This is a genomic window from Pseudomonas abyssi (genome assembly GCF_002307495.1).
Lineage (GTDB): Bacteria > Pseudomonadota > Gammaproteobacteria > Pseudomonadales > Pseudomonadaceae > Halopseudomonas > Halopseudomonas abyssi.
The window spans coordinates 44,517-57,754 of record NZ_NTMR01000013.1 but is presented as its reverse complement, the minus strand read 5'-3'; the positions used below and the strand labels follow the sequence as shown (position 1 = coordinate 57,754).

The window sequence follows — 13,238 nt, the reverse complement described above, 5'->3', positions numbered from 1 at the left end:
GGCGGACCACAGCATGAAACTGGGTGATATCTCTGTTGGCTACCTGCTGGCCCTGCGCGAAGCGATACAGCGCTCCGGGCTGGACCCGAGGCCCTTGCTGGCGCGCTTTCGTATTGACGACGCCCTGCTGGCCCAGCCCCACGCACGCATCAGCATCGCGCGCTTCATGCGCCTGGGGAACGCCGCTATCCGCTACACCCGCAACCCGGCCATCGGCCTGACCATGGGCGGCTGCAGCCAACTCAGCCACCTCGGGCTGGCGGGCATGACCGCCCAATGCGCTCCGACGCTGGAAGAAGCCTTCGCCACACTGGTGGAATTCGAACTGCTTGGCAGCCAGAACTACCGTGGTCACTCCAGCTTTGAGCCACCGGCGCTGCGCTTTTACTCGATCAGCCCGTACAACATGTTCAACCTCTTTGTGGTGGACTCGGCGCTATCGGCACGCGCCCATGCCGGACGCATCCTGACAAACGGCCAGGCGCGCCTGCGCGAGGTGCATATCGAGTTTCCCGCTCCGCCCTACGCCGCGCGCTACGAGGAGATGTTTGGCTGCCCGGTCCACTTTGAGCAACAGCACAACCAGCTGGTGTGGGAGCCTCGCAGCCTGGCGCTGCCACTGACGCAAAGTGCTGCCGGCACCTACGCACACCTGCGCGAGCTGTGCAGCCAGCAGCTGCGCGAGCTGACACGACACCGAGGTCTGCGCGAGCGCGTGGAAAGCCTGGTTGCGCCGCGGCTCGACGGCCAGCCGCCCACACTACCAGCGGTAGCCGATCACTTGGGGATGACCGCCTGGACGCTGCGCCGACGCCTGCAGCACGAAGCGCATACTACCTACCAGCAGATCCTCGACGAGATGCGCCGCGATCTGGCAATCAGCTATATACGTGACACCGAATTGGCATTGGGCGAGGTGGCTTACCTGCTGGGATTTTCGTCACCCGAGGCGTTACAGAGGGCTTTCAAGCGCTGGACTGGATCACCGCCTGGCAGCTACCGCAAAGAGCTGCTGGAGGCGAACAGAATAGAGAAGGAAATACAGAGTTAAAACAGAGGGATAAAGCAGATAGTGGATAAAACGCGCGAAGAGGTTTTACATCTCTTCGGCGTCTTCAACATCATCGTCCCATTGCTGGGATTGCAGTTCAATCAGCTCTTCTACGTAATCGTTCATACGACACTCCTGTCATTTTTTTTGGGTTCAAGCCGACGCTAACGCGCCAGCATGACATTCAGATGAATAATGACCGCACTAGTTCCCCGCCGTCTTGACCTGAGTCAGCCTGAGCGCTCCGCCAGGGCGCATTGCGCACCAACCCGGAGCACCACTCGCACCATTACAAAGCAAGCCGGCCTTACAACGGCTTACGCTGATCGCTGTGGTTGAGCAGCGTCCGCGCCACGTCCGCCAGTCGCTGCCCGCGTTCCATCGCTGCATTCTGCAACGTGCGATAGGCTTGTTCTTCGTTCAAACCATGCTGGCTCATCAGCAGCCCCTTGGCACGCTCAACCAGCTTGCGCTCGTTCAGCGTCTCACGGGCCTGCTCCAGCTCATCCTGCAGCTGCTGCAAGCGCTGGGTCTGCTCGTGCAAGGCGTCCAGCAGCGAGCGATTGACCTGGCCGCCCGGCGCCTCACCAGGCAGCGCCTGCAAATCGGTGGCCTGAACGTTGTACAGCCGTGGCGCGCCCTGCCCTGCGTCCCGATCAAGCTGATCAAGCTGGCGCAGCAACCGACGCTGGTTATCCAGGTCCGCCTTGGCTTTACGGGTCTGCTGTGCACACAGCTGCTGCAGACTGTCAGCCAACTGGTCTTCGATCTGCTTCATGGTATCCATGCGGGCGCTGGTCAGGTCGAACCACACATCACCCAGCTCGCCTTGCACCCGCTGGTCTGAGGTGGTGCGCATCGCCATCTGGCGCAGCCGCTCGATCTGCTCAACCAGCTCAGCCGTGCACAACTGGTCCCAGTCAGCGCGCGACGCGTCATCGGCAGCCTCGATAAAGCTTTCAAAGCAGCGCTGCTGGCCATCCTGGAGAAAGCGCAAGCGGTCCTGCAGCGCGGCATCAAAGTAGCCCGCCATGAAACCCGCCACCCCGGTCGCCCGTTCCTGCCCCGCCAGCTCCTTACCCTGCATAAAGTTGAACAGCGCCACCAGCGCCCGGGTAACGCGTGGGTCGACCGCCGTATCCGCGGCCTCAAATACCACCGCCAGCAGTGCTGCAACCAGCCGCGAAAAGTGCCGCGTCGCCTCGGCAGCCGACACCGAGGCCTCCCGTACCCGCTGGCGCAACGCAGGCAACCCATCAAGGACATGCAGCGCATAGGCAATGCGCGTGTAAAGCTGCGCCTTGTCAGCACTGCTGCCGCGCTCCAGGTCCATCTCGCCCAGCGCCGTACGCACCACCCGCTCCTGCTCCTGCGCCTGCTGGCTCAGCGCATCCAGCATCTGCGCATGGCTCGCCGCCTGCCCTCCGAGACAAAAGTTGGAATACCCGCGCTCTCGCTGCAGTGCATGCACCAACCGACTTACCTGCACCACCAGCGCACACGTCAGTGACAACGCCTGCAGCCCCTGCATTTCGCTGCGCCGTGCCGCTAACATAAAATCCAACGCTGATGTCATATCTCGCCTCCTGCCAATGCTGACAGACATTCAGCAAGAGGCATGCCAGAGCGCGACTTTCACCCGCGCGGCATCCGAACTAATCTCTGTAGACAAGGAGGAACTCTCATGTTTGAACCCGGCCATCTGCATATCAGTCGTCTTCAGTTACTGCCAGAGGACACAGGCTACAGTCTGGACATTCACTACAGCATCGACAGCCAGCGCAGTGCGGTCGAATTCGTCGTTGAGGGTGAGATCAATCAGCAGGTGGTGCGCGAGACCTTCAGCCTGCCGCGCGATACCGCGTTCAACTTTGCCAGCAACATTGATCACATACTGCGGCGTCACGGCGTGCTGACCAGGGAGTTCATGTCGTTGTCAGCGCACCACGAGTACGACGCGATGTTTGAGGATATTCGTGAACGGCTCAATGCCTGGAACGGCGAGGCGATCGACCCGGCGCATCTTGGTTGAAACACAGCTGACAAAAGCAAAAAAGCCCTGATTCTTGCGAATCAGGGCTTTTGCAAAATGGCGCAGCGGACGGGACTCGAACCCGCGACCCCCGGCGTGACAGGCCGGTATTCTAACCAACTGAACTACCGCTGCGCATAGATCAGAGAACACCCTGTCGAAGGGGTTGGGCTGGCGCCCTGTCCGTCTGAACTGGCGCGCATTTTATCGATTCCGCCAACGGAGTCAAGCACTTGCGTTCGATTATTTAAAAATATCTGCAGGCACCTGTGTCACCTTCCCTGTGGCCTGCTGCCGCGGTCGCAGCGCCAGACGACAGACCGCCGGCACCACCAGCAACGTCAGCACAGTTGAAGCCAGCAAACCGGAGATGATTGCCCAGGCCATCGGCGGCCAGAGGGTTGAACTGGACAGCGCCAGGGGCAGCAATCCGGCAATAGTGGTCGCCGTGGTCAGCAGAATCGGCCGGGTACGCCGCAACACCGCCTCGGAGACCGCTGCATCAATATCCAGTCCGCTGGCCAGACGCTGATCCACCACGTCAATCAGCACAATGGCGTTGTTGACCACAATACCCACCAGGGCAATCACCCCAAGCAAGGATTGAAAGCCGAATGGGGCCCCCGACAGTACCAGCCCCGGCAGTACGCCTGCGCTGGCCAGCGGCACCGTCAGCAGGACAATCCCCAGCCGACTGAAGGAGTTGAACTGCAGCAGCAGAAAGAACAGCAACAACAGGATGCCGATGGGCGCCGTAGTAAACAGCGCTCGGTTGGCGTCGCCGGAGCCTTCACTGTCACCGCCAACCTCCAAACGCGTACCCGGCGGCAGCGGCCTCTGCACCAGCCGTACCTGCAGTTCACGCAGCACCTGGCTGAAGCTGTAACCCTCCTCCAGTCCTGCGCTGACGGTAAGCACGCGCACCCCATCTCGCTGGGTGATACTGGCGGGCTGCCAGTCCGGCACAATACGCGCGACAGCGCTCAGCGGAATCGCCTGTCCAGACGCATTGAACACGCTGGCCGAGAGCAGCCGATTCAGCGACTGGCGGCTGCCCTCGTGGGTGCGCAGCAGCATCGGGATCGGGTCCAGCTCCTGGCGATACTGTTCAAAGGTACTACCCAGGCTCTGACGGTAGAGTGCCTGGGCGACATCGGCCCGGGTCAGGCCAAAGCGCTGCGCCTGCGCATCGTCTACCTCTACCCGGACCGTGGGTACGCCCAGGTCAATGTCATGCCGCACGTCTACCGCTCCAGAGACCTGTTTCAGCAAAGCAAACAGCTGCTCGGCACTGGCAATGCGCTGGCGATCGTCCAGGTGATACAACCGCAACTCGATCGGCGCCTCGCGCGGCGGCCCCTGCCCCAGCGTACTGGCCACCACGTCCAGCTCCGGCCACTGCGCTGCCACATGCTCGCGTACCCAGTGAATCAGCGGGCCGGTGCTGGCCAGCGTATCGGTGTTGACGACCAGCCGGGCACGATTGGGGGCCTGCGGGGAGCGATTCAGGTTGTAGTAGAAACTCGGGCCGGTAGCCCCAACAAAGCGGTGTACCTGCTGCACACCCGAGTGTGCGCTCAGCTCACCCTCCAACGCCGCCGCCACCTCAGTGGTGCGCAGCTGATCAGTGCCTTCGGGCATGAACAGGTCGATCACTACCTGCGCCCGGTCGGCGTTGGGGAAGAACTGCAGCTTGACCAGGGGCGCCAATGCCAGGCTCAGCGCCACCACCCCCATGCCCAGCAGCAACATGCGCTTGGGCGCCGCCTCGCTGAGGCGCGCCAGCGAGGCGGCAAAGCCCTCCAGACGGGGCGCTGTACGCTCAGGCGCCGGGCGCAAAAAACGCCCGGCCAGCAGCGGCGCAACACTGATCGCCAGCAGGTAACTGACACTCAGAGTAAGCATGATCATGATGGGAATGCCGCGAGTGAAGTCGGCGGTGCCGCCCTTGGACAGCAGCATTGGCGTGAAGGCCGCCAGCGTCGTCGCGGTCGAAGCGCCCAACGGCGCCGCCAGCTCGCGTATTGCTCCCAACACGGCCTGCTGGCGCCCCGCACCACTGTTGAGCCGATCCTGGATGTTCTCCACCATGACAATCGCGTTATCGATCAGAATGCCCAGGGAAATGACCATACCGATCACCGCAATCTGGTGCAGGATGCCGCCGCCCAGGTCGTAGAGCCCCAGACTGATCAGCGCCACCAGCGGCAACATGAGCGCAACCAGCACACCCATGCGCCAGCCCATACCCACCAATACAACGGCAATGATGATCAACACACTGCTGATCAGGTTTGCCTCCAGCCCATCCAGACGCTCTTTGACCTGGTCGGGCTGAAAGAACATTTCGTCAATCTGCAACGGAGCAAAGTCCGGCGCCAATGTAGCGAGCCGCGCCCGCAGTTGCTCGCCAAAGCGAATGGCATCCACCTGACCTCGCTCCAGTACCAGCCCGATCAGCACGCTCGGGTCGCCGTCGTACCAGGCGCGCTCGCCCATCGGCTCAACCGGTCCGCGCCAGATATCCGCGATCGACGCCAGCGGCACGCTACCGCCTTGAGGCAGCGTAACCTGGGTGGTACGCAGGGCATCCAGACTAGTGAATTCGCTGTTGGGCAGTACGCCAAGGCGCTGACTGCCCACCACCACAAACCCACCGGGAATGACCTGGTTGCGCTGCGCCAGCAGCCCGGCCAGCTGCTGGGGAGCCAAGCCCAGGCGGCTCATCTGGGCATCGCGTAGCGCGATGGTAATCTGCTCGTCCGTATCGCCATAAAGCTCGACGCGCGAGAGTCCCGGCAAGTCCATCAGCTGACGCTTCAGGCGCTCGGCCTCGTCGCTCAGGCGAACCAGGGAGGGGTCGCCCCGCACCGCCAGCACCACCGCTGGAATATCGATCAGACGATCATCCAGCTCCATACTCTGCACGCCGTCAGGAAACGACAGCTCGGCGCGCGTCATCGCCTGCCTGACTCGGTCCCAGGCGGCATCAGTATCGTAGATGGAGTCGTGCAAGCGTACCGGCACCAGTGCCACGCCGGTACGGGCGGTGGCACTGATGAAGTCGACCTCCTCGACCTGCGACAGCTCATCAGACAGGGGCTCCAGAATCAGGCGTTCGACCGACTCTGCCACCGCGCCCGGATAGATGACGGTGATCATGCCCGCGCGATAGGGAAAGCTCGGATCCTCCTGACGCGCCATGGTCAGGTAGGCGGCAACGCCCAGTAAGGACAACATGACCACGACCAGCCCGAGCAGACGTGGGCGCAGCAACTGCGCGACGTTCATCGCAGCAGCTCCACAGCATCGCCATCCGCCAATCGGCTGAGGCCCGCGTACACCACTTGGTCTCCCACCGCCAACGCGTCACCTGAGAGCTGCGCCTGCTCGCCGGCAAAGCCGGCAACAGTCACCGCCACCCGCTCGGCCCGTGTATCCACCACCCGAAAGACCGACAACCCCTGAGCCGAGCGCATCACGGCCGCAAGCGGCACACTCAAGCGTTGCGCGCCCGCTGGCTGCAACCCGACTTCGACCGCATCCCCAGCGCGCCCCCCGGGCAAGCTGACGACCAACGGATAGAGGCTCGATCCAAAGCCTGAGCCACGCCCCACCTCAGCGACGCGACCTTGCCACTGCTGACCATCCAGGCTGGACCAGACCGGCAGCGTCGCGTCCACTTCCAAGCCCTGCAACAGACTCGCCGGCACCAGCACTTCCACTTCGAGGCCGCTACCGGCGGCTAACTGCAGTACCGGCTGACCTGCGGCGACAAACTCCCCCGGCTCGACCAGCAGCGCATCGATGCTGCCGTCAAAGGGGGCGCGCAAGCGTGTTTCACTGTTCATCTGCTCACGTTGCTGCAGCGCTGCCCGGGCATTGCGTACGCCGGCCTCCAGCGCCTGCAGCCGCGCGCGCTGCTGCTCCTGATCCGCCTGCGACAGCACCCCGCGCTCAAACAGTTGCTCGGTGCGCTGCACATCCCGCCGCGCCTGCGCGCTCTGTGCCTGCAACTCTGCCAGGCGCGCGCGGGCGGCATCCCGGGCGGGCTCCAGCTGCGGGTTATAGAGCGTCGCAAGCACCTGGCCAGCGACGACCTGCTGACCAATTTCCAGCGGCCGCGTGGCCAGCGTACCGCCGACCTGAAAGGTCAGGCTGGCACGCTGACGCGCACGGGCGACCCCGGCAAAACGCAGCGCCTGTGCTCGCACATCGCTGGTCACCGCGGCAACCCGCACCGGCACCGCCTGCGTCGCGGCGCCGCTCTCAGACGCGCTGGAACGACACCCCACCAGCCCCAACACCGCAACCGCCAGCGCCCCTGCCCTGCACCACGCCGGTAAACCTTGCCAAATCGCTGCGCTGACCATCATCCTGCTCCTGAAGTGAATCGCCTTATTAACACTTTGTCAGACATTGACACTTTGTCAATAAATGGCAGAATGTTTTTCATGCGCCATTAACGGGAGACCCGATGAGTTCCGCAGAACGCCGAGAGAAAGAAAAGCAGGAGCGCCGCGAGAGCATCCTGAACAGTGCCGAGCAAAGCTTCTTCGGCAAGGGCTATGACCGCACCTCCATGGACGACATTGCCAAGGGCGCTCAGCTGAGCCGCGCCTTGCTGTACGTCTATTTCAAAGACAAGGCCGCCATCATGCGCGGTGTCATGCTGCGCGCCGGGTACGCGCTGCTGAATGAATTTCGCGCCGCCAGAGAGGCCGGCGGCAGCGGCCTGCAGCAGCTGGAACGGATGGGGCAGAGCTACTACCGCTTCAGTCTGGAGCAGCCCGATTACTTCGACGTACTGACCAACGCCAGCACCTTTGCGCACCTGATGGAATCGGATGAGCTGACAGAGGACATGGATATCTGCAGCGCCCTGACCATGGGTTGCATGGTCGACTCATTGGCAGCCGGTGTGGCCGACGGCAGCCTCAGCCGCGAGCGCATCACCGACCCCATGGTCACGGCCTACTACCTGCGCGGCGCGCTGCACGGCATCATTCTGCAAACACGTGAGCAAGGCGTCTGCGTCGCCGGTCAGCCCGATCCAGCGGCATTATTCGAGTACACCATCATGATGTTCAACCAATCACTGCGTGCCTGAGCACGAGCCACCAGCCATCTGTGCGCGCTTGCCATCGCTGCGGGGGGCACGCATGATGAGGTCTCATGCTCAACAAGGAGTGACACCATGCCCTGGTACGGCTGGCTGTTCATGGCCCTGGCGCTCGGCAGCATCGTTGGCAGCCTGTTACTGCTGCGCGACAACGCCGGCAGCAACCGGGTCAGCCCGGAGACCATTGCCAAGGTCAAAGCCCGCGAGGCACAGCTGAAACGCGAAGAGTCCGAGAACGACGCACGTTAGACAGCGCTGAGAGCCTCGGCCTGCTAGACTAGGCGCCTTTGAACGCCAGCCCGCTGGCATGCTGTCAACCTGGCGCGTTACCGCGCGCCTCATCAAGATGATTGTGGCAACTCATGGTCAACTCACTGCAAGCCCAACTGCTCAAGGCCGGACTGGTCGACGAGAAGAAACTCAAGCAGGCGCAGCGCGCCAAGAAAAAGCAGGCCAAGGCTCAGCCGGCCGGCGAGAACGCGCCCAATACCGCACAACAGGCCCGCGAGCAGAAAGCCGCCCGCGACCGTGAGCTGAATCAGCAGCGCGAGGCCGAATCGGCACGCAAGGCCGCCGAAGCTCAGGCCAAACAGATGATCGAACAGGCGGTGGTCGAACGGACCGGTGGTGAAACGCCGTACCAGTTCGTCGCCAAGAACAAGATCAAGAAGATCCACGTGACCGAAGAGCAGTTCGGCCTGCTCAGCCGTGGCCGTCTGGCCATCACCCGTCTGTCGGGCGGCTTTGTGCTGATTCCGGTAGAGGTGGCGGAGAAGGTCCGCGAACGCGCGCCGCACTGGCCGGTACATGTGGCCGAGGTCAGCAAGCAGGCAGTGGATGAGGATGATCCCTACGCCGCCTATCAGATTCCCGATGACCTGATGTGGTAAGCGAGCGAAGTCAGATGAAAAGAGGGGCTGCCTGACTGGGCAGCCCCTCTTTGCTATCAGGCTTGGGAATCCGTCTCGCCGCTCGGGTCTGTCTCGTTGTCAGCACCCTCTTGCTCGCGCTGCTGCTGACGGCGACGCTCTTCATCCATCTGCTCCTGCGAGCAGTTGGGCTTGTGCATGAAGGTCTCGGAGACATCGATCAGCCCGATATGCGCGATGGTGCGTCGGCCAATCAGTACCGGGTAATTCATCTCACCGCGATCACGCAGAGAAAACTGCTCCTCGTACACCTGGTCGCCCAGGCAAATGGACATTTTTACCACCGGACGACGCTCGGAGCCACCCGCCCCACGCACCAGAATGCGACGAAATACCGGGCGCTCAAAGTGCAGGGTCACCTGTTCCCCGGTATCCACGTCCTCAACAGGCACGTCGTAACGCACCCAGTCATTGCCGCGGTGGCTGTACTCTTCCATGTTGACTGCATGCATGGAGGACGTCAGCGCGCCGGAGTCGACCTTGATCTTCACTGCCGTGTACTCCGGCAGGATCAAACCCTTTTCAATCCAGCCAACCACCCGCGGTTCATCGGCCTGCGCCATTGAGCCTGCCGTAAGCGTGCACAGCAGACCTGCGCACAGACCAACCACCTTGAACATTGACCGCATGAGAAACCCTTATCAACAAAATCAGCGAATAGGCCATCGCCTGATGGCCCGGCGCGTTTATACCAGCGCTGCTGGCAATACGCGCTGTGTTTTATAAGAAAAGATCACAGAAATGCATTGTGGGTTGCAACCCCTGCCCGCTTGGAGTCAAATCGCCATCACAGGTGACGGAAAATTACCGCTCAGGTTTTGACGTATTCAGCCGACACCCTGATAACACTGTAACGCGCTCGAAGGACCTTGCCAGCGCGGCTGCAGGCATAACAAGAAATATTTCACTCAGCGGGTGGAGGTTGTAAATGAAGCTGTTGCGCAACATTCGTATCAGCCAGCGGATCTGGCTGATCCTGATTATTGCACTGGTCAGTACCCTCACTGCCGAAGGGCTCTCTCTCTCCCACCTGCACAAGGAAATCCGCCAAGCGGAAATCACCAAGGCGACCCATCTGGTCGAGGTGGCCCACGACCTCATGGCCTTCTATCACCAGAAAGAACTGAACGGTGAGCTGACCGGCGAGCAGGCTCGACAGCAGGCGCTCGCCGCCCTGGCCGCAGTTCGCTACAGCGGCAACGAGTACTACTGGGTCAATGACATGAACAACATCATGATCATGCACCCGCTGGCCCCGCAAACCGTTGGCACTGACCTGACCACCATGCGCAACACCGAAGGCGTCAACGTCATCTCGGAAATGGTCCAGCTCGCACGCAGCAAAGGCACCGCCAGCTTCGAATACTCCTGGCCCAAGCCGGGCGAAGAAGACGGCTCTGCCAAAATCGCCGCCTTCAAGCACTTCAAACCCTGGGATTACATGATCGGCACGGGCATCTATGTTGACGCCATGCAGGCCAAGTTCCGCGCCGCCCTGATCAGCTCGGTCATACTTAGCGCGGTGGTTATTCTGGCCATGTTCCTGCTGCTGTTCATTATCGGTCGCAGCATTTCGCAACCGCTGGACAAGATCGTCAACGCCATGCGCGATGTCGCCAGTGGCGAGGCGGACCTGACCCGCCGCCTGGATGACGATGCCAAGGACGAGCTGTCGCAGATTGCGTATTACTTCAATCGCTTCAACCGCAACCTGAGGGATATCATTCAGCAGCTCGGCGACAGCGCACGTCAACTGATCAGCTCCAGCCATCAGCTCGATGAGATCAGCAATAACAGCCTGCGTGACATGAGTCGCCAGTCCGAGCGGATGGAACTGATGGCCACCGCCATCAATGAAATCACCTACGGCGTGCAGGACGTTGCGCAGAACGCCAACGCTGCCGCCGAAGAGGTTGAAAAGGCCAATCAGGGTGCAGACAACGGCCGCGCTCAGGTTGATCGCACTATCGTCGAAATCAACCAGCTCTCGAGCAGCGTCAGCACCGCTGTCGAACACATGGAAACCCTGTCCAGCGATGCGCAGGAGATCACCTCGGTACTGGATGTGATCCGCAACATCGCCGAGCAGACCAACCTGCTGGCGCTGAACGCCGCCATTGAGGCAGCGCGTGCCGGTGAGATGGGACGTGGTTTTGCAGTGGTTGCCGACGAGGTACGCAATCTGGCCCAGCGCACCCAGCAGTCGACCGAAGAAATCCACAACATGATCAGCAAGCTGCAGACCAACACCCAGACGGTGGTCAGCGTCATCAATGAGAGCAGCCGCCACTCGCAGGCCAGCGTCGAGCAGGTGAACGAAGCAGGCGCAGCGCTGGAGCAGATCGCCCAGTCCATGCAGCAACTGGTGGCTCTCAACGCGTCAATCGCCAGCGCCACCACGCAGCAGTCCACCGTGGTCGAAGACGTCAACCGCAACGTTACCGAGGCGGCTGAACTGGCCCGCGAAACCACCGACGGCGCCCGTGAAACCGCCCAGGCAGGTCAACACCTGGCCAGCCTGGGCCGGCAGATCGATGAACTGGTCAAGCGCTTCCGGGTGTAAGCAGCACAGAGAAAAGCCCCTGAACAGATTGCTCTGTTCAGGGGCTTTTTATGGCTAGCTGATAGCCGTGTTGGCTGCGTCGGGTTTAAAGCACCAGCACCGCCAACCAGCCAAAGGCAATCAGCGGCAGGTTGTAATGCAGGAACGTCGGCACCACGGTATCCCAAATGTGATTATGCTGCCCATCCACATTCAGACCAGCCGTTGGACCCAGGGTCGAGTCAGAGGCGGGTGAGCCAGCATCACCCAGTGCTGCGGCAGTGCCTACCAGGGCAACGATGGCAGCCGGACTAAAGCCCAGCTGCATGGCCAGCGGCACGTAAATCGCGGCAATAATCGGAATGGTCGAGAACGATGAGCCAATGCCCATGGTGATCAGCAGGCCGACCAGCAACATCAACAGCGCCGCCAGCGCGCGATTGTCACCAATCATCGCGGCCGAGCTGTCGACCAGCGTTTTGATGGCCCCGGTCTCACGCATGACCTCGGCAAAGCCGGCGGCGGCAATCATGATAAAGCCGATCATGGCCATCATCTTCATGCCTTCGGTGAAGACATCATCTGCTTCTCGCCAGCGTACGACGCCGGACAGCGAGAAGATAACGAACCCCGCCAGTGCGCCCATGATCATCGAGTCCAGCCACAGCTGAATGATGAAGGCGGCTGCCACTGCAACCAGCGCCACCAGTAGTGACAGACTGTTATAGCGGGTTCCGGTGCGCTCCACCTCGCTGATCAGGCTTTGATCGTAATCGCGCGGCTTGCGATAGCTGACCAACACGGCCACCAGCAGGCCCGCCAGCATGCCCAGCGCGGGCAGCGCCATGGCGTGCATGACGTTCACCCCTTCAATCGGAGCACCACTTTCAGCCACATTAGCGAGCAGGATGTCATTCAGGAAGATGCCGCCAAAGCCGACCGGCAGAAACATGTAGGGCGTAATCAGACCGAACGTCAGCACACAGGCAACCGCTCGGCGATCCAGTCGCAGGCGCGCCATGACAAACAGCAGCGGCGGTACCAGCAACGGAATAAACGCAATGTGAATCGGCAGGATGTTCTGCGAAGAAATAGCCACCGCCAGCAACACCAGCAGCATCATCAGCTTGAGCAAGCCTCCACCGCTGTCGCGTCGGCTGTCGACCAGGGACAAGCCCTTGTCAGCCAGCGCATGGGCCAGCCCGGACTTGGCAATCGCCACTGCAAAGGCACCCAGCAGCGCATAGCTCAAGGCGATATTAGCACCCTTGCCCAAACCCGCCTGAAAGGTACTCAGGGTGGTTTCCAGCCCCAGTCCGCCCAGCAAACCGCCGGTCAGCGCGCCGATGATCAGCGCGACGACAACGTGCACCCGGCACAGACTCAGAACCAGCATCACGGCTACCGCCGCCACCACAGCATTCATCGCGGACTCTCCCAGCAAACAGGCGTTGGCACCGATTCGGCGCCCCGAAGGCCGCGTACTCTGCCCCACTCGCCCGCCCCTGTCAAAAGCCGCTGACCAAAGGCCGCCAACACGTTGTACAGTATGACTCCAGCCA

At 61.7% G+C, this 13,238-nt stretch carries 10 protein-coding genes, 1 tRNA gene and 1 pseudogene; 6 read left to right on the top strand and 6 right to left on the bottom strand.

What is annotated here, in order from left to right:
- Positions 1-13 precede the first annotated feature (13 nt).
- Positions 14-1,051: an AraC family transcriptional regulator gene (locus CNQ84_RS11840; RefSeq protein WP_096005089.1), complete on the top strand. Its 1,038-nt coding sequence runs from the start codon at positions 14-16 to the stop codon at positions 1,049-1,051.
- Between the two features lie 307 nt (positions 1,052-1,358).
- Here CNQ84_RS11840 and CNQ84_RS11835 read toward each other — a convergent pair whose 3' ends face one another.
- Positions 1,359-2,627, bottom strand: a complete 1,269-nt coding sequence (locus CNQ84_RS11835; RefSeq protein ID WP_096005073.1) for a nitrate regulatory protein — start codon at positions 2,625-2,627, stop codon at positions 1,359-1,361.
- A gap of 108 nt (positions 2,628-2,735) precedes the next feature.
- Here CNQ84_RS11835 and CNQ84_RS11830 point away from each other — a divergent pair, with 108 nt between their 5' ends.
- Positions 2,736-3,083, top strand: coding sequence for a DUF5064 family protein (locus tag CNQ84_RS11830; RefSeq protein WP_165771282.1), 348 nt, complete (start codon positions 2,736-2,738; stop codon positions 3,081-3,083).
- A gap of 58 nt (positions 3,084-3,141) precedes the next feature.
- On the opposite strand, the gene CNQ84_RS11825 is transcribed toward CNQ84_RS11830, so the two are convergent.
- The 3 genes from CNQ84_RS11825 to CNQ84_RS11815 all read right to left on the bottom strand — a co-directional run bounded on the left by CNQ84_RS11825 (position 3,142) and on the right by CNQ84_RS11815 (position 7,459).
- Positions 3,142-3,218: transfer RNA gene (locus CNQ84_RS11825), tRNA-Asp, on the bottom strand.
- 108 nt (positions 3,219-3,326) lie between these two features.
- Positions 3,327-6,374, bottom strand: a complete 3,048-nt coding sequence (locus tag CNQ84_RS11820; RefSeq protein ID WP_096005071.1) for an efflux RND transporter permease subunit — start codon at positions 6,372-6,374, stop codon at positions 3,327-3,329.
- Positions 6,371-7,459 (bottom strand): efflux RND transporter periplasmic adaptor subunit, encoded by a 1,089-nt coding sequence (locus tag CNQ84_RS11815; RefSeq protein ID WP_217350093.1) that lies wholly within the window; start codon positions 7,457-7,459, stop codon positions 6,371-6,373. The genes CNQ84_RS11820 and CNQ84_RS11815 overlap by 4 nt, the downstream gene beginning before the upstream one ends.
- Before the next feature lie 101 nt (positions 7,460-7,560).
- Between CNQ84_RS11815 and CNQ84_RS11810 the strand changes: the two genes are divergently transcribed.
- The 3 genes and pseudogenes from CNQ84_RS11810 (at position 7,561) to CNQ84_RS11800 (ending at position 9,095) form a co-directional block, all read left to right on the top strand.
- Positions 7,561-8,193, top strand: coding sequence for a TetR/AcrR family transcriptional regulator (locus CNQ84_RS11810; RefSeq protein WP_096005070.1), 633 nt, complete (start codon positions 7,561-7,563; stop codon positions 8,191-8,193).
- An 87-nt stretch (positions 8,194-8,280) separates the two neighbouring features.
- Positions 8,281-8,362, top strand: a pseudogene (locus CNQ84_RS21105) (DUF2897 family protein); the annotation flags it as partial.
- Between the two features lie 205 nt (positions 8,363-8,567).
- Positions 8,568-9,095 carry a DUF2058 domain-containing protein gene (locus CNQ84_RS11800; protein WP_096005068.1) on the top strand — a complete coding sequence of 176 codons (528 nt, stop codon included), beginning with the start codon at positions 8,568-8,570 and terminating at the stop codon, positions 9,093-9,095.
- A gap of 56 nt (positions 9,096-9,151) precedes the next feature.
- On the opposite strand, the gene rloA3 is transcribed toward CNQ84_RS11800, so the two are convergent.
- A complete protein-coding gene (gene rloA3 / locus CNQ84_RS11795) occupies positions 9,152-9,763 on the bottom strand; it encodes a retropepsin-like aspartic peptidase RloA3 (RefSeq protein WP_202974591.1) in 612 nt (203 codons plus the stop codon).
- A gap of 299 nt (positions 9,764-10,062) precedes the next feature.
- Here rloA3 and CNQ84_RS11790 point away from each other — a divergent pair, with 299 nt between their 5' ends.
- Complete coding sequence (locus tag CNQ84_RS11790) at positions 10,063-11,697, top strand: methyl-accepting chemotaxis protein (RefSeq protein ID WP_096005067.1); 1,635 nt, start codon at positions 10,063-10,065, stop codon at positions 11,695-11,697.
- A gap of 85 nt (positions 11,698-11,782) precedes the next feature.
- On the opposite strand, the gene CNQ84_RS11785 is transcribed toward CNQ84_RS11790, so the two are convergent.
- Positions 11,783-13,102, bottom strand: coding sequence for a Na+/H+ antiporter family protein (locus CNQ84_RS11785; protein ID WP_096005066.1), 1,320 nt, complete (start codon positions 13,100-13,102; stop codon positions 11,783-11,785).
- Between the last annotated feature and the right edge of the window lie 136 nt (positions 13,103-13,238).